Origin of the sequence: Bacillus sp. FSL R5-0434 (assembly GCF_038004745.1) — a bacterium.
Lineage (GTDB): Bacteria > Bacillota > Bacilli > Bacillales > Bacillaceae > Bacillus > Bacillus halotolerans.
In genome coordinates this window covers 4,007,485-4,031,922 of record NZ_JBBORV010000001.1, presented here as the reverse complement: position 1 = coordinate 4,031,922, position 24,438 = coordinate 4,007,485, and the positions used below count along the sequence as shown (strand labels likewise).

The following is a 24,438-nucleotide window of genomic DNA, read 5'->3' as shown; positions in this document are numbered from 1 at the left end:
CATGAAAAAGGAGCGAGCTGAATGGCCAAAAAAGAGTTTAAAGCAGAGTCCAAACGACTGCTGGATATGATGATTAACTCCATTTACACTCAAAAAGAAATCTTTCTTCGCGAGTTAATTTCCAATGCGAGTGACGCGATTGACAAAATCTATTACAAAGCGCTGACAGATGATGCGCTAACCTTCGATAAAGACAATTACTACATAAAAGTCGCGGCTGACAAAGGCGCGAGAACACTGACCATCACGGATACAGGGATTGGAATGACAAAGGACGAGCTTGAACAGCACCTCGGTACGATTGCGAAAAGCGGCTCTTTTGCGTTTAAAAAAGAAAACGAACTGAAGGACGGCCATGACATCATCGGGCAATTCGGTGTCGGATTTTATGCCGCGTTTATGGTTGCCGATGTGGTGACCGTTATCAGTAAGGCGCTCGGCAGCGAGGAAGCGTATAAATGGGAGTCTGCTGGCGCAGACGGCTATACAATTGAGCCGTGTGAAAAGGATTCTGTCGGCACAGACATTATCCTGAAGATCAAAGAGAACACGGAAGATGAGAGCTATGATGAGTTTTTAGAAGAATATCGTTTAAAAGCGATCATCAAAAAGTACTCTGACTTCATTCGCTACCCGATCAAAATGGATACAACGGTTAATAAGCTGAAGGAAGGCAGCGACAATGAATTTGAAGAGGTGCAGGAGGAACAGACGGTTAACAGCATGGTGCCGATCTGGAGAAAAAACAAGAGCGAGCTGACAGATGAGGACTATGAAACGTTCTACGCTGAAAAGCATTACGGATTTGATAAACCGCTCACTCATGTCCATATCAGTGTTGACGGTGCCGTGCGCTACAACGCCATTTTATTTATTCCTGAAAACATGCCGTTTGACTATTATTCTAAGGAATATGAGAAAGGCTTGGAGCTCTATTCCAACGGCGTGCTCATCATGAACAAATGCGCGGATCTGCTTCCGGACCACTTCAGTTTTGTGAAGGGTATGGTCGATTCTGAGGACCTGTCGCTGAACATTTCCAGAGAAATGCTGCAGCATGACCGCCAGCTGAAGCTGATTGCGAAAAACATCAGCAAAAAGATCAAAAGCGAGCTGCAGAGCCTGCTGAAAAAAGACAGAGAAAAATATGAGACCTTCTACAAATCGTTCGGCAGACAGCTGAAGTTCGGCGTGTACAATGATTTTGGCGCGAATAAAGATCAATTGAAGGATCTTTTATTATTCTACTCTTCCAAAGAGAAAAAACTGGTCAGCCTGGACGAGTACGTATCCAGAATGCCTGAAGAGCAAAAATATATCTACTACGCGACCGGTGATTCATACGATCGCATTGAAAAACTGCCGCAAACGGAAATGGTAGCGGACAAAGGCTATGAAATTCTTTACTTTACAGAGGACATCGATGAATTTGCGATCAAAATGCTCGCTTCATATCAAGAAAAAGAGTTCAAATCTGTATCAAGCGGCGATCTTGGCATCGATTCAGAAGAGGATCAAAAGCAGTCTGAAGAAGAGGAAAGCAAGTACAAGGATCTGTTTGAGGAAATGAAAAATATTCTGTCTGACAAAGTGAAAAACGTCAGAGTATCGAAACGCCTTAAATCTCATCCGGTCTGCCTTGCAGCTGACGGTGAAGTGACAATCGAGATGGAAAAAATCTTAAACGCGATGCCGGACAGCCAAAATGTAAAAGCGGACAAAGTGCTGGAAATCAACCCGAATCACGAGGTATTCAAGACGCTGCAGAACGCTTTCGAACAAGATAAAGAGAAACTAAGCCTGTACACAAATCTCCTGTATAACCAGGCGCTTCTGATCGAAGGTCTGCCGATTCAGGACCCTGTGGAATTTACGAACAATATGTGCAAGGTGATGGTGTAACCATAAAAAAGGAATCGTCCCGATGAGACGATTCCTTTTTCTATTTATGACGTCCGTTCATTGAGCATACGGCTTTGTCCGCTGTTCTTTCTTTTAAAACGTTGTTTCAGGCTTGCTTCAATTTCTTCTAAGCTTCTCCCTTTGGTTTCAGGAACCATGTAAAGGGCGAAGAAAAATGAGAGAAGACAAATGACTGAAAAAATTGTAAACACCCATGCGATGCCCATGGCGCTGAGCATCAGCGGGAAGACAAGCGACACGATCAGGTTGGTTGCCGATAACACCAAAGTGGTAAAGCCCGTCGCGGCCCCGCGCGCTTTGGATGGGAAGAGCTCAGGCATCAGAACCCATACAACCGGACCCCATGTTGCCTGGTAGAATACGATATAAACTCCGAGAAAAACAACGGTCAGCCAAGCTGTTGATGTTGAGAGCCCCAGCGTCAGGAGCACAGCCGATAGTGCGGCCAAGCTCAGCGTAATACCGACGCTTCCCCAGATCAGCAGCTTTTTGCGGCCGATGCGGTCGATTAAAATCATAGCTGTAATACACATGATGACGTTGAGTACACCGATTCCCATTGTGCCGAGCACCGATGCCGATGTGCCGAGACCGGCCTTAGTGAAAATGGTTGGCGCGTAGTAGATAACCGTGTTAATCCCGACAGCCTGCTGGAAAACGGCGAGGCCGACGCCAATGAGAAGCATGGGACGAATCCATTTGGCTTTTAACACGCCGAGTGTTGTTTCTTTTTTCTCTGCTTCCCCTTGTTTCATATCTGCCAGTTCACGTTCAATATCTTCTTGATCATGAGTGATTTTCATGATTCGTTTCGCTTCATCTTCACGTCCGCGCTTCACGAGCCATCTTGGTGATTCAGGCATAAATGCGATCCCGATTAATAAAAGCACGGCAGGCACCGCAGCCAGCCCCACCATCCAGCGCCACGCTTCAAACGGTGTGAATAGATAGTTTACGATATATGCAAGTAAAATACCGGTGACAATCATTAAATTGTTCATCGTGCCGAGTGTTCCGCGGATTTTTGTCGGTGCCATTTCGGAAAGATATACAGGCACCAGCGCCGTTGAACCGCCTACGGCCAGGCCGAGAATGACCCGAGACGCGATCAGCATGGTAATGGTTTGAGAAAATGCACAAGCAAGCGCCCCGACGATAAAAATGATGGATAAAACAAATACGACTTTTCTCCTGCCCCAGCGATCGGAGCACGTGCCGCTTAAAGCGGAACCGAAAATCGCGCCGAGGAGCAGCATGCTGACAACCAATCCTTCTGTCAGTGTTGTTAAAGGGATATCATTGTTGATAAACAGCAGCGCTCCCGAGATAACGCCCGTATCATAACCGTAAAGCAGCCCCCCTAAAGCGCCGAAAAAGTAGATCATATATTTCCTTGTGTTTGTCTTCACAAATGTTCCTCCTCAGTCTTTGAGCCAATGAGTATGTACGATGTAACAAAGTTAATAGATTAGTACCCTTCTCCTAATCAATTTGAAACATTTGTTTGAAAAAAGATTGATTTCACAAAAGGAAATTCAAAGCCAAAACGAGGGGTATTGGCGGTTTTTACGCAAGTTATTGATCACGAGAGCGATGATCACGATGATGGCAGACCCAATGAAAACGGGAAACAGTAAATAACTCCAAGCATACGCCCCTTGAATGACCACAATGGGATCTGCGCCGGCAGGAGGGTGAGTGGTTTTGGTCAGCATCATGAAAAAGATGGCAAGCCCTGTCCCCAATGCAAAAGTCCAGGGATGAGCTCCGAATATATGAAGGACAGCCAGTCCTGTAAGTGCAGAGATAAAATGCCCGCCAATCACATTTCTCGGCTGTGATAAAGGTGCATTCCAAGCGCTGAATACCAGCACGCAGCTCGCTCCAAAAGGGGCCATTAACCATGGGCTTGATGTATAAGAGGTCAATACTGCAAGCGCCAGAATGGTGATGAATCCTCCTAAAAAGCCTGTGACGGCGTCCTTTCCATTTACCTGTAAAGGTGTTTTTCCTTTTCCTTGCATTTTCAAAAAGAAGTTGTTTTCCAAATTTATCCCTCCCAGTATGTATAGGATAATAGCTATAAACTAACCAGTCAATTTTATTTTTAATGGTTAGTTTCAACTTCGATAAAAAAACCGTTCTCTGGGGAACGGTTTTTTACTCATTATTGATTTTTTTATGATGGCGTGAGACTTTTTGTCTGTTGCCGCATATCTTCATGGAGCACCATTTTCGCCTTCCTGTTTTATCAAGAAAAAGCAAAATGCACTTTTCGTTTGCGCACCGTTTCAGCTGTTGGATTTCTTTTGTATGAATCAGCCATAATGCATCGTAAGCGATAAGCGATAAAATAGAATCATCTGGTTTTCCATTCGGAATGCGGGCAAGTTTGTCATCTAAGATTTGATAAGAAAAAGGAGCGGCGGCGATTTGATCTTGCAGGAAAGCGATAAAAGCTAGAGAAGGCTCACTGCCTTCGGCGATACTCTCAAAATGTTTTCTCAGCTCAGCGCGGAATTGATGAATCCGTTGCAATTGTTCTTGGACTTGCTGCAGCGTAAAAGACCTGAGAAAAGGAGCAGTTTCTCCCATTATTTCAAACCATGCCATCAGATCTTTTTCTGACTGGATGAGATCGTGCCGTTTATCATAGCTTATGATTTCAGTATTAACGAGATCGAGAGAAAGGTTTTGTGTGATAAGAGGGAATTGAGCATTTGCCATTGTAATCATCCTTTCAAAATCATTGTAAGCGCCAAAACCTTTTTCACGCAAGGATATGAGTAAAAGGAGGCTTATTCCCATTTTATCTGTCAGGCAGTCTGCTGATCATTAGGGGCGGTGCTCTTCTCATGACCGGAAACAGCCGTTTCTGTACCTGCATTTCAAAAAACATCATAAAAGAACCTTACTCGCCCGGAGTAAGGTTCTGATTAAGACATTTTTATTCTTCACCCTCGTTGACGAAAACCAAGGCGGAGAATCCTTTTTTCTTATCAAATTGCAATTCAACGACGGTAACGTCTGGATTCAAGTTGTGGTATTCCTCTAAGAACTGAATAATGCCTTCTGAAATGTCATCTGACTCAAGCTGCTTGTGATGCAGGCCATATTTGGCTTCAGCGAAGAATCCTGTTCGCTTGTTGTAAGACAGCTCTTTTACTTCAACGTCCTCAGGGTAAATCTCTTCTTCATTAGAAATATACACACAAATCCCGTCTACAATTTCTTGCTCATTTAATACTAACTTCATTACCTAAAAGCTCCTTCTGTACGTCTTCGGTGTTTTAAATGCGCGAATCAATGCGATGACAATGCTTAAAATAATGATCAAAGCGATGACATCAACGATCCAGGCAATGGGTGAAGCGCCATAAGAAACATAGCCCGGGCCCCCGACTGGATGATAGGTGTAACCCCAAGGGTGCATCATGCTGATCATGAACATACTCGTTGTGAATCCGCTATAATAGCCAAACCATCCTGATGGCGAGAATCCTGCATTGTAATAATGATTCACTGAAACATAACGTCCGCCAACATAAGCTTTAGATGTTTTTCCGCTGTATGTCTTTCCGCTTACTTTTGATGTGGCGCCGGAAAACGTGCCTGACGATTTTTTAGAGCTTGATGAGCTTGTTTTATCGGAAGATTTCTTTTTCAGCGAAATCGATGATGATGAATCATCAGACGTTTTGGACTTTTTGCTTGAAGAGCTTGATCCTGAACTGTAGCTTGATTTCGGGCTGGATTTATAGCTTCCGCTGTATGACGAGCTTGAACTTCGGCTGCTGTGACTGGATGATGAGCGGCCGCTAAAACTTTTTGCATGAGAAATGGCTGATGGCAGCAGTACACCTAAAGCAACGGTTACTGCAACTAAGGCTTTAACATATTTCAGTTTCATTCTGTTTCCTCCATAGACCGCCGAAACGGCCCGTTATTTCTGGTTTGAATCATATCAATCTTTCATATCATGTTTAGCTTTTTCAATCACTTTCTTTCTGAGATAAACTACCTTTATTTTATCGGATTCATGCCTCTTTTTGTAAGTGTTGCATCAAAATCAAACCAATTTATGGGCAAAAAAACAGCCTTCTCCATGGAGAAGGCTGTTTTTTTCTTATGCGAACAGCTTATCAATAAACGAAATATCCTCTTGAGAAAGCGTTACATCGGCTGTTTTGATGTTATCAATCAGCTGATCGGCACGTTTTGCTCCAGGGATTAAAATATCAATTTCCGGTCTTGCCAAATACCAAGCCAATACGATGTGAGGGATGTCCACGTTGTGCTTTTCAGCAATCGGCGCCAGTTTGTTGACCTTTCTGATATTTTCTTTGAAACGCTCGCCTTTGAAGTGTTCCTGTTCGTTTCGCAGGTCTCCTTCAGGGAACGTCGTATCTTCCGTATATTTTCCAGCCAGTAATCCTGATACAAGCGGGAAGTAAGGGATGAATGAAATATTGTGTTCCTTCGTATACGGGAAGAAGGTTGTTTCCGCTTCACGGTTTAACAGGTTGTATTCACCTTGAAGCACATCGACCAAACCGTCTCTGTTGGCTTCCTTCAGCTGTTCCAGAGAGAAATTGGAGACACCGATGGAGCGGATTTTTCCGGCTTGCTTCATTTCATTCAGTGCGTTAACCGCTTCATCCTTCGGCGTATGTTCATCCGGAAAGTGAATGTAGAACAGATCGATATAATCGGTATTCAAACGTTTCAGGCTTTCATCAACTGATTTTTTCAGAAACTCAGGCGAATTATCAAAAACAAAGTCATTTCCTTCTTTTCTGTGCGCGGCTTTTGTGGCGATGACGACATCTTCACGATTGAACTCGCGCAGCACTTCACCAATTAGCTCTTCCGAACGGCCGATGCCATAAATATAAGCAGTGTCTAACATGGTCACGCCATTACGAATGGCCTCGCGAACCAATTCTTTTCCGGTTTCTTCATTCAGATTCGGGTAGAGGTTATGTCCTCCGACAGCATTTGTTCCTAATCCGATAGGGAAAACCTGCAAATCTGATTTTCCGAGCGTTGCTTTTTTCATGATCTACCTCCTGGAATAAAATTGATGAAAGACTCTCAACACTATTGTAAACGTTAGGCCAGATGAATGCCGATTTGGTGCTCATGGCAGTACTGCGTGTACTCGTCATCTAACGGCTGAGATGTCACAATACAGTGCAGTCTGTCAAAGGGCGCATAGGTCAGCAGCGTTGATTTTCCGAATTTTGAATGGTCGGCCAATAAATACACTTCTTTCGCTTTTTCAGAAATCCTCTTTTTAATGTCATACTCGAGCAGATCTGAATTGGTCAATCCGTGTGTCAGTGTTGTTCCGGTTGCAGACATAAAGGCTTTATTGATATTGTACTTCTCCAAAGTGCCCGGATCATCCATGCCGACAAAGGAGCGTGTTTTTCTTTTATAGTTGTTTCCGATAATGATTAGGTTGATATTCTTCATAGCCGATGCTGCATTGATAATGTCCAAGCTGTTGGTTAAAATGGTGACATTTTTGTTCGGATCAAGCGTATCGAGAATCGACTTGGTTGTTGTTCCTGAGTCAATGAAGATTAAGTCATGGTCTTCAATAAACCGGGAAGCATAATGGGCAATTTTTGTTTTCTCATCTTGGTGCTGGATGGTGCGATTCTCAAAAGGAACAAGTGCGGTTTTCTCAATTGATGTTACGCCGCCGTATACTTTTTCGATCGCACCTTTTTCCGTCAGCTTGTTGATATCACGTCTGACTGTGTTTTTTGAGACATTGAAAACCTGGCACAGCTCATCTAAGGAAACAGTGCCATGCGATAAAATGTACTCCTCCATTTCCTGTATCCGCATCAGTTTCATACAAAAAACTCCTTCTTGAATCTTAAAGTAATGTAAATATATAATAAAAACCAAAAGTTAATCAATAGTTGCTTAAAAAATGATAACATTGGTATGTATCTTTTGCAAGATTCGCCGGACTTCCAGGCGGTCTCTTGCATTACTGAAAGATTAGTATAATAAAAATAATGAAAAAATTTAGTGTTTGTGATTGACTTATGGGTATTATACGATTAGAATATAACCAAGAAATGACCAAGAAGTAACCTGTTGTGTGTGATTTCAGTGATGATATGGTTGCTTACAAAAAGTGTATCTAACCATTGATTTTTTTTGTTTTTTTGAAAGCGTTTAATTGTTATCTTATGAATCTATCCTGAACCATCCATACAAGTGTATGTGTTTACTAATGAAGGAGGCAATAAGAATGGCAGAAATCAGAAAATTAAAAAACTATATCAACGGTGAATGGGTTGAAAGCAAAACGGATCAATATGAAGACGTTATCAATCCGGCTACGAAAGAAGTGCTGTGCCAAGTGCCGATTTCTACAAAAGAAGATATTGATTACGCGGCTCAAACAGCGGGTGAGGCATTTAAAACATGGTCGAAAGTGGCGGTTCCGCGCCGTGCGAGAATTCTATTTAACTTCCAGCAGCTGCTGTCTCAGCATAAAGAAGATCTTGCTCATCTGATTACCATCGAAAACGGCAAAAACACAAAAGAAGCTCTGGGAGAAGTGGGACGCGGGATTGAAAACGTTGAGTTCGCAGCCGGCGCGCCTTCTCTGATGATGGGTGACTCACTTGCTTCTATTGCGACGGATGTGGAAGCGGCCAACTACCGCTACCCAATTGGAGTTGTCGGCGGAATCGCACCATTTAACTTCCCGATGATGGTTCCTTGCTGGATGTTCCCAATGGCCATTGCACTCGGCAACACATTTATTTTAAAACCGTCTGAGCGTACGCCGCTGTTAACGGAGAAATTGGTTGAGCTCTTCGAAAAAGCGGGCCTCCCAAAAGGTGTTTTCAACGTCGTGTACGGTGCGCATGACGTTGTGAATGGCATCCTTGAGCATCCTGAAATTAAAGCGATTTCATTCGTAGGCTCAAAGCCGGTCGGTGAATACGTCTACAAAAAAGGAAGCGAAAACTTAAAACGTGTTCAATCTCTGACAGGCGCGAAAAACCACACGATTGTCCTGAATGATGCGAATCTCGAAGACACGATCACAAACATCATCGGAGCAGCCTTCGGTTCAGCCGGAGAACGTTGCATGGCTTGTGCAGTTGTGACAGTTGAAGAAGGTATCGCTGATGAATTCATGGCGAAGCTCCAAGAAAAAGCCGCTGAGATTAAAATCGGAAACGGCCTTGATGACGGCGTGTTCTTGGGACCGGTTATTCGTGAGGACAACAAGAAACGCACGCTCAGCTACATTGAAAAAGGGCTGGAAGAAGGCGCGAGACTCGTTTGTGACGGACGTGAAAATGTGTCTGACGACGGCTACTTTGTCGGCCCGACAATCTTCGATAATGTCACAACAGAGATGACGATCTGGAAAGACGAAATCTTTGCTCCTATCCTATCCGTCATTCGTGTGAAAAACCTGAAAGAAGCCATTGAGATTGCCAACAAGTCTGAATTTGCGAATGGCGCCTGCCTGTTCACATCCAATTCGAATGCCATCCGCTACTTCCGTGAAAATATTGACGCGGGAATGCTCGGCATCAACCTGGGTGTGCCGGCACCGATGGCGTTCTTCCCATTCTCCGGCTGGAAGTCTTCATTCTTCGGAACGCTGCACGCGAACGGTAAGGACAGCGTTGACTTCTACACGCGTAAAAAAGTGGTGACAGCAAGATACCCGGCACCTGATTTCAACTAAACGACGAACAGCCGAACGGCGTGTCTCTGCGCTGTTCGGACTCATTCTTACCATAGAAAGAGGAGGGCTTAACCATGAGTCATTTGTTGCGTAAGCCGCAGTCGAATGAAGTATCAAAAGGCGTTAAACTTGTGCATGAAGTAACGAAATCAAACTCAGATCTTACCTATGTAGAGTTTAAAGTGTTAGAACTCGCATCCGGTTCAAGCTATACAGAAGAATTGAAAAAACAAGAAATCTGCATTGTGGCAGTGACGGGAAAAATCACAGTGACGGATCATGAATCTACGTTTGAACATATCGGTACGCGTGAAAGCGTATTTGAGAGAAAACCGACAGACAGCGTCTATATCTCCAATGACCGTGCCTTTGAGATTACGGCAGAGAGTGATGCGAGAGTGGCGCTTTGCTATTCGCCATCAGAGAAACAGCTTCCGACAAAGCTGATCAAGGCGGAAGACAACGGGATTGAACATCGCGGAAAGTTTTCCAACAAACGGACCGTTCACAACATTCTTCCGGATTCAGATCCTTCAGCTAACAGCCTCTTAGTGGTTGAAGTTTATACAGACAGCGGAAACTGGTCCAGCTACCCGCCTCATAAACACGATCAAGACAACCTGCCGGAGGAGTCCTTCTTGGAAGAAACCTACTACCATGAATTAGATCCGGGCCAAGGCTTTGTATTTCAGCGCGTTTACACAGATGACCGCTCCATTGACGAGACAATGACTGTAGAAAATGAAAACGTTGTCATCGTTCCTGCGGGATATCACCCGGTAGGTGTGCCGGACGGATATACGTCCTACTATTTAAATGTCATGGCAGGACCGACACGAAAATGGAAGTTTCATAATGATCCGGCTCATGAGTGGATTTTAGAACGCTAACAAGTGAGGAGTGGCTGTTTACGATGAAGTATACATTCAACGAAGAGAAGGACTTTGATATTGTTGCCATCGGCCGGGCGTGTATTGATTTGAACGCGGTTGAATACAATCGCCCAATGGAAGAAACGATGACATTTTCGAAATACGTCGGCGGCTCGCCTGCGAATATCGCGATCGGCAGCTCAAAGCTCGGCTTAAAAGCGGGCTTTATCGGCAAAATTCCAGATGACCAGCATGGCAGATTCATAGAGTCCTATATGAGAAAAACCGGCGTAGACACAACGCAAATGGTCGTTGATAAGGAAGGGCATAAAGCCGGTCTCGCATTTACTGAAATTCTGAGTCCGGAAGAATGCAGTATCTTAATGTACCGCGATGACGTGGCCGATCTTTATCTTGAGCCTTCAGAGGTAAGCGAGGACTACATCGCAAATGCGAAAATGCTGCTCGTTTCCGGGACAGCGCTCGCTAAAAGCCCGTCACGGGAAGCGGTGTTAAAAGCCGTTCAATATGCGAAAAATCACCAGGTAAAAGTCGTGTTCGAACTGGATTATCGCCCATATACATGGCAGTCAGCCGATGAAACAGCTGTTTACTATTCTTTGGTCGCTGAGCAGTCCGATATCGTCATCGGAACACGGGATGAATTCGATGTCATGGAAAACCGCACAGGCGGCAGCAATGAAGAGTCTGTCGATTATTTATTTGACCATTCAGCCGACCTCGTCGTCATCAAGCATGGCGTAGAAGGCTCGTACGCATACAGCAAATCCGGCGAAGTCTTCCGCGCCCAAGTGTACAAGACAAAAGTGCTGAAAACCTTCGGAGCCGGTGACTCATATGCTTCGGCCTTTATCTACGGACTTGTCAGCGGCAAAGACATTGAAACGGCATTGAAATACGGTAGCGCCTCAGCCTCCATTGTTGTCAGCAAGCACAGCTCATCGGAAGCCATGCCGACGGCGGATGAAATCGTACAGCTTATTGAAGCACAGTCATAATTGAAAAAGATCGAGTAAAGGTGGGATCGTTTGTGGGTAAGAAAATTCGCTTAACAACAGCACAAGCGCTGATTAAATTCTTAAACCAGCAGTACATCCATATTGATGGCAAGGAAGAGCCTTTCGTAGAAGGGATTTTCACGATTTTCGGTCATGGAAATGTTTTAGGGATTGGGCAGGCGCTTGAGCAGGATGCTGGCCATTTAAAAGTGTACCAAGGGAAAAATGAACAGGGAATGGCGCATGCCGCAATGGCGTACAGCAAGCAAATGCTGAGAAGAAAAATTTACGCGGTCTCAACATCTGTCGGACCGGGAGCGGCCAACTTAGTGGCGGCAGCCGGCACTGCATTGGCAAATAATATTCCTGTTCTCTTCATTCCGGCAGATACATTTGCGACAAGACAGCCCGACCCTGTACTGCAGCAAATGGAGCAAGAGTACAGTGCGGCGGTTACAACAAACGATGCATTGAAGCCTGTATCGAGATACTGGGATCGCGTTACACGCCCTGAGCAGCTGATGAGCAGCTTGCTTCGCGCTTTTGAAGTCATGACTGATCCGGCAAAAGCGGGTCCGGCGACCATTTGCATTTCTCAGGATGTGGAAGGCGAAGCGTACGATTTCGATGAAAGTTTCTTCGTCAAACGGGTTCACTATATTGATCGCATGCAGCCGAGCGAGCGTGAACTTCTAGGTGCGGCGGAGCTGATCAAAGCCAGCAAAAAACCTGTGATCCTCGTAGGCGGAGGCGCGAAATATTCCGGTGCGCGCGATGAATTAATCGCCATATCTGAGGCCTATGACATTCCGCTGGTTGAAACACAGGCAGGCAAATCGACTGTGGAAGCTGATTTTCCGAACAACTTGGGCGGAATGGGCATCACAGGAACCCTCGCGGCAAATAAGGCGGCCCGCCAAGCAGATTTGATTATCGGTATCGGTACAAGATATACGGATTTTGCGACATCCTCTAAGACTGCTTTTGATTTTGATAAAGCAAAGTTTCTGAACATCAATGTCAGCCGAATGCAGGCTTATAAACTCGATGCGTTCCAAGTGGTGGCGGATGCGAAAGTGACGCTTGGCAAACTGCACGGCCTGCTTGAAGGCTATAGGAGTGAATTCGGTTCAACGATCAAGGAGCTGAAGGACGAATGGCTCGCTGAACGCGACCGCCTCAGCAAAGTGACATTTAAGCGGGAAGCATTTGATCCGGAAATCAAACATCATTTCTCTCAAGAGATTCTAAACGAGTACGCTGACGCGTTGAATACCGAGCTTCCGCAAACAACGGCATTGCTGACGATTAACGAGACCATTCCTGAAGACAGTGTGATTATCTGTTCGGCAGGCTCTCTTCCGGGAGATTTGCAGCGTTTGTGGCACTCCAATGTCCCGAATACGTATCACCTGGAGTACGGATATTCCTGCATGGGCTATGAAGTGTCCGGCACACTGGGGCTTAAATTGGCTCACCCAGACAGAGAAGTGTATACGATTGTCGGAGACGGCAGCTTCCTGATGCTTCATTCCGAACTGATCACAGCGATTCAGTATAACAAGAAGATCAATGTGCTGCTTTTTGACAACTCAGGATTCGGATGTATCAACAACCTGCAAATGGACCACGGAAGCGGCAGCTACTACTGTGAGTTCCGCACAGATGACAACCAAATCTTGAATGTCGATTACGCGAAAGTCGCTGAGGGTTATGGCGCGAAAACGTACCGTGCTAACACAGTAGAAGAGTTAAAAGCGGCGTTAGAGGATGCGAAGAAACAAGACGTATCAACGTTGATTGAAATGAAAGTGCTGCCAAAAACAATGACTGACGGCTATGACAGCTGGTGGCATGTCGGAGTGGCTGAAGTATCTGAACAAGAAAGCGTTCAAAAAGCATATGAAGCAAAAGAGAAAATGCTCGAATCTGCAAAGCAGTATTAGAGGGGAGGCATCATGATGGGCAAACATGAAATCCTGTGGGGGATCGCTCCCATTGGGTGGCGGAATGATGATATGCCTGAAATCGGAGCGGGAAATACACTTCAGCATTTGTTAAGTGATATAGTTGTCGCGCGTTTTCAAGGTACGGAAGTCGGGGGCTTTTTCCCCGAGCCTTCCATTCTTAATAAAGAGCTTAAGCTTCGGAATTTACGCATTGCGGGAAAATGGTTCAGCAGTTTTATTTTGCGTGACGGACTTGGTGAAGCGGCGAAGGCATTTACCCTGCATTGTGAGTATTTGCAGCAAGTCAATGCGGATGTTGCAGTTGTCTCTGAACAAACCTACAGCGTGCAAAGTCTGGAGAAAAACGTGTTCACAGAGAAACCGCATTTTACTGATGAGGAATGGGAACGGCTTTGTGAAGGATTAAATCATCTTGGGAAAATTGCCGATCAGCATGGCTTAAAGCTGGTATATCATCACCATCTCGGCACCGGCGTCCAAACAGCGGCTGAAGTGGACCGCCTGATGGAGGGAACAGACCCTGCACATGTGCACCTCCTCTACGATACGGGTCATGCGTATATTTCTGACGGCGACTACATGGGCATGCTGAAAAAGCATATCGATCGCATTAAACATGTCCATTTTAAGGATGCCCGTCTGAACGTTATGGAACAATGCAAACTCGAAGGGAAATCGTTTCAGCAATCGTTTTTACAAGGCATGTTTACGGTTCCCGGTGACGGCTGCATTGATTTTAGAGACGTATATCAGCTGCTGTTAAAGCACAATTATTCCGGATGGATTGTCATTGAAGCTGAACAGGACCCCGATGTCGCAAACCCGCTTGAGTATGCATTGATCGCGAGAAACTATATTGATGAGCAGTTGCTGGATCTGGCGTAATGGGGACTGAATATATGGGCCATACCAATGCAGATTCGGCCTTCAATAAACGGACAATCGCGGCAGCATTGGCTAACTATATAGATGCCGGTTCGATTGTGGCTGGATCTGCTGGTTTATCGTTATGGGTCAGTTACCTGAAGCTGTCAGATACCCAAATCGGATTGCTCGGCGCATTGAGTGCGAATGCCATCTCTGCCGCTGTCGGTGCTTTGCTTGGGGGATTTTTGGCGGATAAAGTCGGGCGAAAAGCTGTTTATACGAACAGCATGCTGATTTATGCGCTGGGGATTTGTTTCGTCCTGTTTAGTGTTAACTTTCCCATGCTGTTAAGCGGTTACATGATTATCGGGCTATCAGTTGGCGCTGATATCACCGCCTCATGGACGATCATCGCGGAAAACGCGCCTAAGAAAAACCGGGCCCGCCACTGCGGGGTGGCACAGGTTGCGTGGGCCGCAGGGGCAGTCGCTGTTCTGCTTCTCTCTGTGTTGGTCGGTGATTTAGGTCTGTTGGGAAATAAAATCGTATTTGCCCATCTGCTTGTCATTGCTCTTATTACGTACGTCCTCAGAATCAGGCTTCCTGAGTCAGACGCGTGGCAGCAGAAAAATAAGCCCGCAGACACACAGGCGGCAGAGAAGCCGGCTGTATTACACAAAACCTCGTATTTTGATTTGCTCAAGCCTAAGTATGTAAAAAGCATCCTGTTTTTAATGGGTGTGTACTTGGTTTGGAACTTAGCCGCCGGCGTTATGGGCTTCTTTATGCCTTACATTTATCAGCAGGTCGGCGGGGTATCTGCCAACATGGCAAATCTTTTGCAAATGGGCCTGTTTATCTTTACCGGCCTTGGGGTCGCTCTGATCTTTATGCCCTTTGCAGATCAATATAGAAAAACGGTTTTTGGAATCGCTGCTTTTATGGCCGTCATCGGCTGGACGCTGTTTCTGCTCCCGGTTGAAGGACTGCCGGTCCTGCTTCTGTTTATCGTGGTGATGGGGATCAATAACGGAGCCGGCCAGCAAGCGAACTATCAATTATGGGCCAGCGAAATTTTTCCTACTCAATACCGTGCTTCCGCACAAGGACTGATGTTTTTCCTTGTTCGTATCTCAATAGGGATTTGGAGTCTGTTTGTCCCAATGATTATCAGCCATTTCGGCATTGGAACGATGGCTGCAATTCTCCTCGGGTGTGTGACGGCCAGCATGATGATCGGGCTTCTTTTCGCGCCGAATACATCTGGCAAGTCGCTTGAACAAATTCAAGAGGAACTCTACGGATCGCCTCACAATCATGTAAAGCAAGAAACTGAAAGCAAAATGATGTAACAAACAGAGGGAGTGGCTGTCAATGAGTTTACGTATTGGTGTTATTGGAACTGGAGCAATCGGAAAAGAACATATTAACCGCATCACAAACAAACTGTCCGGCGCAGAAATTGTAGCTGTAACGGATGTGAATCAAGAAGCCGCACAGAATGTCGTCGAGCACTACCAATTAAACGCAGCAGTATATCCTGATGATGACAGCCTTCTGGCAGATGAAAATGTAGACGCTGTCCTAGTGACAAGCTGGGGGCCTGCGCACGAATCGAGTGTGTTGAAAGCGATTAAAGCCCAGAAATATGTATTTTGTGAAAAGCCGCTTGCGACAACTGCTGAAGGATGCATGCGCATCGTCGAAGAGGAAATGAAAACGGGGAAACGCCTTGTTCAAGTCGGCTTTATGCGCCGTTATGACAGCGGTTACGTACAGTTGAAGGAAGCGCTCGACAACAATGTCATCGGCGAGCCGCTCATGATTCACTGCGCGCACCGCAACCCTACTGTGGGAGACAACTACACAACGGATATGGCCGTAGTCGACACGCTTGTTCATGAAATTGATGTGCTGCACTGGCTCGTCAATGATGACTACGAGTCCGTTCAAGTTATCTATCCGAAAAAATCAAAAAATGCCCTGCCGCACTTAAAAGATCCGCAAATCGTAGTCATTGAAACAAAAGGCGGTATCGTCATCAATGCTGAAATCTATGTGAACTGTAAATACGGTTATGACATTCAATGTGAGATCGTCGGAGAAGACGGCATCATCAAGCTTCCTGAACCATCAAGCATCAGCATGAGAAAAGAAGGCAAATTCAGCACAAATATTCTGATGGATTGGCAGAGACGCTTTGTGGATGCGTACGATGTGGAAATCCAAGACTTCATTGATTCGATCCAGAAAAAAGGCGAAGTCAGCGGGCCGACAGCTTGGGACGGCTACATTGCTGCCGTTACCACTGACGCGTGTGTCAAAGCCCAGGAATCTGGACAAAAAGAAAAGGTTGAATTGAAGGAAAAACCGGAATTCTATCAATCTTTTACAACAGTGGAAAACTAGGAATATGGAGGAGTGAAAAAAATGAAATTAGCATTGGATCCATCGATGTATCGAGATGATTTAACGTTGGAGGAAATGGTCTATAAAACGGCGGAGCTTGGCTATGAATATATTGAACTTTCCCCGCGCGAGGATTTTTGTCCATTCTATAAATATCCTAAAGTCGATTCAGCAAAGATCAAACAATTAAAGCGGCTTTTAAGGGATACAGGTGTTAAGCTTTCATCACTCCTTCCGCTTTACCATTGGGCGGGTCCTGAAGAAGACCGCCGCCAGGCTGCGGTGCGCAACTGGAAAAGGGCGATCGAAATTGCGGTTGAACTTGAAGTGGACTTGATGAACAGTGAATTCAGCGGTTCAAAATATGATCCTTTAACAAGCGAAGAAAAATTTATCAAATCTATGGATGAACTTCTGCCAGTCTTTGAAAAAGAAGGCATTAAACTCAATCTTCAAGCCCATCCGTACGATTTTATCGAAACGCACAAAGGTGCGATGGATATGATCCGCGCGCTCGACAAGGACTGGATCAACCTTGTCTACTCGACTGCGCATACGTTCTTCTACGATGACGGAAAAGGCGATATCGCGACAATGTTTGACGAAGCCGGAAACCGTCTCACACATGTTTTATTTGCAGATACCTTTAATCATAAAGCGGCTCACGGCCTGCGCTACATCGTCAATCCGCCTGACGCGAAAGTAACGGTTCACCAGCATTTGGACATTGGTCAAGGCGAGGTTGATTTTGATACGATTTTCAGAAAGCTGAGAGAGATGAAGTTCGACGGAATTGCGACGAATGCCGTGTTTGCTTGGGTCGACGAAAGAGCGGATGAATCAAGCCGATTTATGCTTGAAAAAATGAAAGAAGAATTAGGTCTGGCATAAGCTGAGCATGGAGTTCGGCGGGATATGGCGAACAGCCTTCCTGCCGAACTCCCTTCATATCTAAAACGCAGATGGGGGAGTCTGACATGAAACTTTGTTTTAATGAAGCAACAACATTAGAAAACTCAAATCTTAAACAGGATGTAGAGCTATGCGAAAAGCATGGCTATGATTATATTGAAATCCGCACAATGGATAAGCTGCCGGAGTACTTAAAAGACCATTCATTGGCCGATCTTGCGGAATACTTTCAAACCCATCACATTAAACCGCTTGCCTTAAACGCACTCGTTTTCTTCAATAACCGTGATGAAAAGGGCTATCAGGAGATCATTGCTGAATTTAAGGGCATGATGGAAACCTGCAAAACCCTCGGTGTGAAATATGTGGTGGCCGTTCCGCTTGTGACGGAGCAGAAAATCTTAAAAGAAGAGATCAAAAAGAGCTGTGTAGAGGTGCTGACTGAGCTTTCTGATATCGCCGAACCGTACGGCGTAAAAATCGCCCTTGAGTTTGTCGGCCATCCGCAATGTACAGTCAATACATTTGAACAGGCGTATGACATCATCAATACTGTCAGCCGCGACAATGTCGGGCTTGTCTTTGACAGCTTCCATTTCCATGCGATGGGATCAAATATTGAAAGCTTAAAGCAGGCGGACGGGAAGAAAATCTTTATTTATCATATTGACGATACGGAAGATTTCCCAATCGGCTTTTTAACGGATGAAGATCGCGTATGGCCCGGCCAAGGGGCGATTGACTTGGATGCCCACTTATCAGCCCTCAAGGAAATCGGCTTCTCTGATGTGGTATCCGTTGAGCTGTTCCGGCCTGAATACTATAAGCTAAGTGCTGAGGAAGCCATTCAAACAGCGAAAAAAACAACGGTTGATGTCGTATCGAAATACTTCAACATGTAACGGATAAAGGAGGGGTGAACATGGCTTTTGTATCGATGAAAGAGCTTCTTGAAGATGCAAAGCGGGAGCAATATGCGATTGGCCAGTTTAATATCAACGGTTTGCAGTGGACGAAGGCGATTTTGCAAGCGGCGCAAAAGGAGCAATCACCAGTCATCGCCGCGGCTTCCGATCGCCTTGTCGACTATTTAGGCGGATTTAAAACGATTGCCGCCATGGTCGGCGCGTTAATGGAGGAAATGGCGATTACCGTTCCCGTGGTGCTTCATCTTGATCACGGAAGCAGTGCGGAACGCTGCAGACAGGCCATTGATGCCGGATTCAGCTCAGTGATGATTGACGGCTCTCATCAGCCGATTGACGAGAATATCGCGATGACAAAAGAAGTCACCGATTATGCCGCAAAGCACGGCGTGTCAGTAGAAGCCGAAGTCGGCACGGTCGGAGGAATGGAAGACGGGCTGGTCGGCGGGGTCCGCTATGCCGATATCACGGAATGTGAGCGGATCGTCAAAGAAACCAATATCGACGCGCTAGCCGCTGCCCTCGGCTCTGTACACGGCAAATATCAGGGTGAGCCGAATCTCGGATTTAAGGAAATGGAGGCTATCTCCCGCATGACTGATATTCCCCTCGTTCTTCACGGGGCATCCGGGATTCCGCAGAATCAGATCAAAAAAGCCATCACGCTCGGCCACGCGAAGATCAATATCAATACGGAATGTATGGTAGCCTGGACAAACGAAACACGCCGCATGTTTCAGGAAAACAGCGATCTGTACGAACCGCGCGGCTATATGACACCCGGCATTGGAGCCGTGGAAGAGACAGTGCGAAGCAAAATGAGAGAGTTCGGATCAGCCGGTAAAGCAGCTAAGCAGCAGGTCGGCTGAAGAGACCTGAAACCGCCGAGATGGCGGTTTTTTTGTGCGGTGTTGCGTCCGTACCCCCGAAACGATTATGATGATGGCAGCAGTGTAAGAAACGGGAGTGGTTCAGTTTGAATAAAATCATGATTGTAGAAGACAGTGAAGACATTCGCGGACTATTGCAGAATTATCTTGAAAAATACGGATACCAAACCGTGGTCGCCGCGGATTTCACGGCTGTTCTTGATGTCTTTTTGCGAGAAAAGCCTGATGTGGTGCTGCTTGATATCAACCTGCCGTCCTATGACGGCTATTATTGGTGCCGCCAGATCCGCCAGCACTCCACAAGCCCGATCATTTTCATTTCAGCCAGAAACGGGGAAATGGATCAGGTGATGGCGATTGAAAACGGCGGAGACGATTATATCGAAAAACCGTTTTCCTACGATATTGTGCTGGCGAAAATCAAAAGCCAGATCCGCAGGGCATACGGAGAGTACGCCGCAAAACAGGGGGAGAAAGTGGTTGAATATGCCGGCGTGCAGCTCTTTGTGGAACGGTTTGAACTGCGCTTTCATGACGAAAAAAGCGAGCTTTCTAAAAAAGAAAGTAAGCTTTTGGAAGTGCTGCTGGAGCGGGGAGAAAAGGTGACGGGAAGAGACAGGCTCATGGAAAAAACGTGGGACACCGACATTTTCGTCGATGATAATACACTTAACGTGTATATCACGCGGCTCAGAAAAAAACTGCGGGAGCTGAATGCGCCTGTTTCGATTGAATCGGTGCGGGGCGAAGGCTACCAGCTGAGGGCGCAGTCATGAAGCTGTTTCTCCGGTCTCATACAGTGCTGATTCTGCTTTTTCTCCTTCAAGGGCTGTTTGTCTTCTTTTATTACTGGTTTGCGGGTCTTCATTCTTTTTCTCACTTGTTTTACATATTGGGCGTGCAGCTTCTTATTTTGGCGGGTTATCTTGCCTATCGCTGGTACAAAGACCGCGGCGTGTATCATTGGCTCAGCTCGGGACAGGAAGGGACGGACATCCCGTATCTCGGTTCTTCAGTGTTTTGTTCAGAGCTGTATGAAAAGCAGATGGAGCTGATCCGGCTGCAGCACCAGAAGCTCCATGAGACCGAAGCCAAGCTTGACGCGCGCGTGACGTATATGAATCAATGGGTGCACCAAGTAAAGACGCCGCTGTCGGTCATTAATTTAATCATTCAGGAAGAGGATGAGCCCGTTTTTGAACAAATCAAAAAAGAAGTCCGACAGATTGAATTCGGGCTGGAGACGCTTCTTTATTCTTCAAGGCTCGACCTGTTTGAACGGGATTTTAAAATCGAAGCGGTTTCCCTGTCCGAGCTTCTCCAATCAGTCATTCAAAGCTATAAACGATTTTTTATTCAATACCGCGTTTATCCGAAAATGAACATTTGCGATGATCATAAGATTTACACCGATGCAAAATGGCTCAAATTTGCGATCGGCCAAGTGGTCACAAATGCGGTCAAGTATTCAGCGGGCAAGAGTGACAGAATTGAGCTGAATGTCTCCCGCGATGAAGACAGGACGGTGCTTGAAGTCAAAGATTACGGTGTCGGCATTCCCTCCCAAGACATCAAGCGGGTGTTTGACCCTTATTATACCGGTGAAAACGGACGGCGTTTCCAAGAATCTACTGGAATCGGCCTCCATCTCGTCAAAGAAATTACGGACAAGCTCAATCATACAGTGGACATCAGCTCGTCTCCCGGTAAAGGGACATCGGTTCGATTTTCATTTCTTACAAAAATGTAAGGCTGCGTTAAGAAAACAACATAGCTCGTTTTGTTTCCCCTTGATAACATGGATTTACGTCAAGGGGATTTTTATGTTAAATGCCCCGGCACTACATGAAAGCAGCCCAGACCAACAAGAATAAAACCATAAGGAGGATTTTCATGGCGAATATGCTTGAAGTCAAACATATAAATAAAACCTATAAAGGACAAGTGTCCTATCAAGCCTTAAAGCAAATTTCATTTTCTATAGAAGAAGGCGAGTTCACGGCGGTGATGGGACCGTCCGGCTCCGGAAAAACAACCCTTTTGAATATCATTTCAACGATCGACCGTCCGGATTCAGGCGATATCCTGATTCACGGAGAAAACCCGCATCGCCTGAAGCGGACAAAGCTCGCTCATTTCCGCCGAAAGCAGCTCGGATTTGTGTTTCAGGATTTCAACCTTCTGGACACGCTGACGATCGGTGAAAATATTATGCTGCCATTAACGCTTGAAAAAGAAGCGCCGTCTGTAATGGAAGAAAAACTGCAAGGCATCGCGGAAAAGCTTGGAATCGAAGACCTGCTCAACAAACGGACGTTTGAAGTGTCCGGAGGCCAGCGCCAGCGGGCCGCCATCGCAAGAGCGGTCATTCATAAGCCGTCACTCATCCTGGCCGATGAACCGACGGGAAACCTTGATTCCAAAGCGTCAAAAGACGTCATGGAAACGATGCAGAGCCTGAATCAGGATGATCATGTCACGGCTTTGATGGTGACCCACGATCCTGTTGCGGCAAGCTACTGCCGCCGCGTCATCTTTATAAAAGACGGCGAACTGTTTAATGAGATTTACCGCGGGGAAAACCGCCAAGTATTTTATGAACAAATTCTTGATGTGCTGTCTATGCTGGGGGGAAACGCAAATGACCTTTCTTCAGTTCGCTTATAAAAACGTCACCAGAAACAAAAGGGCCTATCTTGCATTCTTTTTAAGCAGCGCCTTTTCCGTTTTGATTTTCTTTACCTTTGCGATGTTCCTGTTTCATCCGGCATTAAAGGAAGGCTACCTGAATAATATCGCCAAAAAAGGATTAACCGCCGCGGAATGGATGATCTTTGTTTTTTCTTTCTTATTTGTTCTGTATTCGGTTAATGCATTTTTGAAATCGAGAAATAAAGAATTCGGCATCCTGCTCATGCAGGGCATCACGCCGGGGCAGCTAAGAAAGCTCATTACTGCGGAAAATGTGATCATCGGCGTCATGTCAATTGCAGCCGGCATTATCGGAGGATTCATTTTTTCAAAGACGTTCTTTACGGTCGGCGCTTATATTTTAGAAATGGACGCGCTGCCTTTGTATATGCCTTGGAAAGCGCTCGGTATTACGGCTGGCGGATTTCTGCTCTTATTTTTCCTTTTATCGCAGTTTACGATCCTTTTTGTCAGATCAAATACGGTTATCAAATTAATAAAGGGCACTGACAAGATTAAGCCGGAGCCAAAGCCGTCCGTGCTACTGTCCTTATTCGGCATCGCCTGTCTGTGCGGCGGGTACGGCATGGTCCTTAAAGGCAATGTCCACGGGACCGAACCGTTTATCATTTTACTGCTCACCGTCATCGGAACGTATTTCTTTTTCAGCCAAAGCAGCATCTGGATTCTGCGCGCGCTGAAGAAGTGGAAAACCTTTTATCTGCGCGGGAAAAATATCATTTGGGTTTCTGACCTTGTCTATCGTTTAAAAGACAACGCCCGCCTGTTCTTTATTGTCAGCATGATTTCCGCGGTTGCGTTTACGGCTACGGGCGTGCTCGTGATGTACAAATCGACCGTCGGGGCGGAAGAGTCCGCTTATGAGATGGAGTATATATCTTACAGCGGCAATCCAAAAGAACAGACTCATTTGAAAAAAATTGACCATGAACTGAAAACACACGGCTTTACGTATAAGAAAGACGAAATAGATGTTTCTTATGTTCGCTATCAGGAAGGAGAAACTGTTCCCCCTGTTTACATGATCAGCGAATCGGATGTATCAAAATACTTCCATGTCAAGCTGAACGGCCTGAAAAATGATGAGGCTGTCTTTTTACCGGGCACGTATGACCGCAATTTCAAAAACGAAGCGCCGGATCAGCTGAAGCTGCTGAACCAAAAAGGCAAGCCGTCTGACCAAAAACTGTCGGTAAAAGAAGTCAAAAAACCGCTGATTTCATTAAATGCCATCATCGCGGTGAACGATAAAACCTTTGATCAGCTCAAATCACTCGGTGATAAAGCGACATTATACGGCTACAGGTATGATCATTGGAAAGACAGTCTTGGGTTCAGCCAATCCTTGAAAAATGAGATTTACGGCAATTATATCGACGTGCATTCTGATTTTATGGCAAAAGCCGGAACTTACTATGATACGGTGCAGCTGCCGAGCTTAAGTTTATTCATCGGCCTGTTTATCGCGATCGTCTTCTTTATCGCGGCAGCAAGTTTCTTATATTTCAGGCTGTTCACCGATTTAGAAGAAGATCGGGAGCGTTACCGTTCGCTGGCCAAAATCGGTTTGAGTGAGCGTGAGATGTCACAAAGCGTGACGATACAATTGGCGATTCTCTTTTTCTTTCCATTTGTCATTGCTGTCATGCATACGCTGTTTGCCTTGAGAACATTGGCCGTGGATGGCTATTCCGTTGTAGCGGGACCGCTCAGTCTCACCATCGGAGGGTTTTTCCTTTTTCAGCTTCTGTTCTTCCTCGCGGTGCGGTCAAGCTATTTGAAAAAAATGAACAAGTAAGGGGAGTGCAAAGATGAAAAAAGCAATGGCAATCCTGGCCGTCTTGGCGGCTGCTGCCGTAGTATGCGGGCTTCTCTTTTTTCATAACGATGTTACAGACAGATTTAATCCGTTTATTCACCAGCAAGATGTCTATGTGCAGATTGATCGAGATGGCAAACATCTTAGCCCAGGCGGTACTGAGTATACATTAGACGGATATCATGCATCCGGAAAAAAAGAAGAAGTGACCTTTTTCGCCGGTAAAGACCTTCGGAAGAACGCGTATTTGAAGGTGAAGGCAAAAGGAAAGTATGTCGAGACTTGGGAAGAAGTCAGGTTTGAAGATATGCCGCACTCCGTACAGTCAGCATTAAAGTGAATCATAAAAAACGGCACAGTGTCATAACTGTGCCATTTTCT

Annotated in this window: 23 protein-coding genes; 16 read left to right on the top strand and 7 right to left on the bottom strand. The window is 45.7% G+C overall.

Annotated features, from left to right (window positions below):
• Window positions 1-21 precede the first annotated feature (21 nt).
• On the top strand, window positions 22-1,902 hold the full coding sequence (htpG, locus tag NYE43_RS20950) for a molecular chaperone HtpG (protein ID WP_341062617.1): 1,881 nt from the start codon (window positions 22-24) through the stop codon (window positions 1,900-1,902).
• 44 nt (window positions 1,903-1,946) lie between these two features.
• Here htpG and NYE43_RS20945 read toward each other — a convergent pair whose 3' ends face one another.
• The 7 genes from NYE43_RS20945 to iolR all read right to left on the bottom strand — a co-directional run bounded on the left by NYE43_RS20945 (window position 1,947) and on the right by iolR (window position 7,791).
• A complete protein-coding gene (locus NYE43_RS20945) occupies window positions 1,947-3,332 on the bottom strand; it encodes a sugar porter family MFS transporter (RefSeq protein ID WP_103672031.1) in 1,386 nt (461 codons plus the stop codon).
• Between the two features lie 126 nt (window positions 3,333-3,458).
• Window positions 3,459-3,947, bottom strand: a complete 489-nt coding sequence (locus NYE43_RS20940; RefSeq protein WP_240312878.1) for an HPP family protein — start codon at window positions 3,945-3,947, stop codon at window positions 3,459-3,461.
• 136 nt (window positions 3,948-4,083) lie between these two features.
• Window positions 4,084-4,650 (bottom strand): CGNR zinc finger domain-containing protein, encoded by a 567-nt coding sequence (locus tag NYE43_RS20935; protein WP_341062615.1) that lies wholly within the window; start codon window positions 4,648-4,650, stop codon window positions 4,084-4,086.
• A gap of 220 nt (window positions 4,651-4,870) precedes the next feature.
• The gene (locus tag NYE43_RS20930; protein ID WP_341062613.1) at window positions 4,871-5,179 is read right to left on the bottom strand and encodes a DUF2653 family protein; all 309 of its coding nucleotides are present in this window, start codon (window positions 5,177-5,179) and stop codon (window positions 4,871-4,873) included.
• Window positions 5,180-5,182: 3 nt separating this feature from the next.
• The gene (locus tag NYE43_RS20925) at window positions 5,183-5,833 is read right to left on the bottom strand and encodes a hypothetical protein (RefSeq protein WP_341062611.1); all 651 of its coding nucleotides are present in this window, start codon (window positions 5,831-5,833) and stop codon (window positions 5,183-5,185) included.
• Between the two features lie 216 nt (window positions 5,834-6,049).
• Entirely contained in the window at window positions 6,050-6,982 is a 933-nt protein-coding gene (locus tag NYE43_RS20920; RefSeq protein ID WP_024123451.1) for an aldo/keto reductase, read from the bottom strand.
• A 53-nt stretch (window positions 6,983-7,035) separates the two neighbouring features.
• The gene (gene iolR / locus NYE43_RS20915; protein WP_024123450.1) at window positions 7,036-7,791 is read right to left on the bottom strand and encodes a myo-inositol utilization transcriptional regulator IolR; all 756 of its coding nucleotides are present in this window, start codon (window positions 7,789-7,791) and stop codon (window positions 7,036-7,038) included.
• 406 nt (window positions 7,792-8,197) lie between these two features.
• On the opposite strand from iolR, the gene iolA reads away from it, so the two are divergent.
• The 15 genes from iolA to NYE43_RS20840 all read left to right on the top strand — a co-directional run bounded on the left by iolA (window position 8,198) and on the right by NYE43_RS20840 (window position 24,397).
• The gene (gene iolA / locus NYE43_RS20910) at window positions 8,198-9,661 is read left to right on the top strand and encodes a methylmalonate-semialdehyde dehydrogenase (RefSeq protein ID WP_341062609.1); all 1,464 of its coding nucleotides are present in this window, start codon (window positions 8,198-8,200) and stop codon (window positions 9,659-9,661) included.
• Window positions 9,662-9,735: 74 nt separating this feature from the next.
• Complete coding sequence (gene iolB, locus NYE43_RS20905; RefSeq protein ID WP_263463423.1) at window positions 9,736-10,551, top strand: 5-deoxy-glucuronate isomerase; 816 nt, start codon at window positions 9,736-9,738, stop codon at window positions 10,549-10,551.
• A gap of 23 nt (window positions 10,552-10,574) precedes the next feature.
• The gene (gene iolC / locus NYE43_RS20900) at window positions 10,575-11,552 is read left to right on the top strand and encodes a 5-dehydro-2-deoxygluconokinase (RefSeq protein WP_341062606.1); all 978 of its coding nucleotides are present in this window, start codon (window positions 10,575-10,577) and stop codon (window positions 11,550-11,552) included.
• A gap of 32 nt (window positions 11,553-11,584) precedes the next feature.
• Window positions 11,585-13,498 carry a 3D-(3,5/4)-trihydroxycyclohexane-1,2-dione acylhydrolase (decyclizing) gene (gene iolD, locus NYE43_RS20895; RefSeq protein ID WP_341062604.1) on the top strand — a complete coding sequence of 638 codons (1,914 nt, stop codon included), beginning with the start codon at window positions 11,585-11,587 and terminating at the stop codon, window positions 13,496-13,498.
• Between the two features lie 15 nt (window positions 13,499-13,513).
• Window positions 13,514-14,407: a myo-inosose-2 dehydratase gene (iolE, locus tag NYE43_RS20890; protein WP_024123445.1), complete on the top strand. Its 894-nt coding sequence runs from the start codon at window positions 13,514-13,516 to the stop codon at window positions 14,405-14,407.
• Window positions 14,408-14,421: 14 nt separating this feature from the next.
• On the top strand, window positions 14,422-15,741 hold the full coding sequence (locus NYE43_RS20885; RefSeq protein WP_185848424.1) for an MFS transporter: 1,320 nt from the start codon (window positions 14,422-14,424) through the stop codon (window positions 15,739-15,741).
• A gap of 22 nt (window positions 15,742-15,763) precedes the next feature.
• On the top strand, window positions 15,764-16,798 hold the full coding sequence (gene iolG, locus NYE43_RS20880) for a bifunctional inositol 2-dehydrogenase/D-chiro-inositol 1-dehydrogenase (RefSeq protein WP_024123443.1): 1,035 nt from the start codon (window positions 15,764-15,766) through the stop codon (window positions 16,796-16,798).
• Window positions 16,799-16,819: 21 nt separating this feature from the next.
• The gene (locus NYE43_RS20875; RefSeq protein WP_103672022.1) at window positions 16,820-17,689 is read left to right on the top strand and encodes a sugar phosphate isomerase/epimerase family protein; all 870 of its coding nucleotides are present in this window, start codon (window positions 16,820-16,822) and stop codon (window positions 17,687-17,689) included.
• Window positions 17,690-17,775: 86 nt separating this feature from the next.
• Window positions 17,776-18,612, top strand: coding sequence for a 2-keto-myo-inositol isomerase (iolI, locus tag NYE43_RS20870; RefSeq protein ID WP_103672021.1), 837 nt, complete (start codon window positions 17,776-17,778; stop codon window positions 18,610-18,612).
• A gap of 20 nt (window positions 18,613-18,632) precedes the next feature.
• The gene (gene iolJ / locus NYE43_RS20865) at window positions 18,633-19,505 is read left to right on the top strand and encodes a 6-phospho-5-dehydro-2-deoxy-D-gluconate aldolase (RefSeq protein WP_024123440.1); all 873 of its coding nucleotides are present in this window, start codon (window positions 18,633-18,635) and stop codon (window positions 19,503-19,505) included.
• Window positions 19,506-19,612: 107 nt separating this feature from the next.
• Complete coding sequence (yxdJ, locus tag NYE43_RS20860) at window positions 19,613-20,302, top strand: two-component system response regulator YxdJ (RefSeq protein WP_024123439.1); 690 nt, start codon at window positions 19,613-19,615, stop codon at window positions 20,300-20,302.
• Window positions 20,299-21,276: a two-component system sensor histidine kinase YxdK gene (gene yxdK, locus NYE43_RS20855; protein ID WP_185848425.1), complete on the top strand. Its 978-nt coding sequence runs from the start codon at window positions 20,299-20,301 to the stop codon at window positions 21,274-21,276. Before yxdJ ends, yxdK begins: the two co-directional genes overlap by 4 nt.
• 143 nt (window positions 21,277-21,419) lie before the next feature.
• Complete coding sequence (gene yxdL, locus NYE43_RS20850; RefSeq protein WP_101859696.1) at window positions 21,420-22,193, top strand: ABC transporter ATP-binding protein YxdL; 774 nt, start codon at window positions 21,420-21,422, stop codon at window positions 22,191-22,193.
• On the top strand, window positions 22,168-24,036 hold the full coding sequence (gene yxdM / locus NYE43_RS20845; protein WP_341062599.1) for an ABC transporter permease YxdM: 1,869 nt from the start codon (window positions 22,168-22,170) through the stop codon (window positions 24,034-24,036). The genes yxdL and yxdM overlap by 26 nt, the downstream gene beginning before the upstream one ends.
• Before the next feature lie 13 nt (window positions 24,037-24,049).
• Complete coding sequence (locus NYE43_RS20840) at window positions 24,050-24,397, top strand: YxeA family protein (RefSeq protein WP_101859698.1); 348 nt, start codon at window positions 24,050-24,052, stop codon at window positions 24,395-24,397.
• Window positions 24,398-24,438 lie beyond the last annotated feature (41 nt).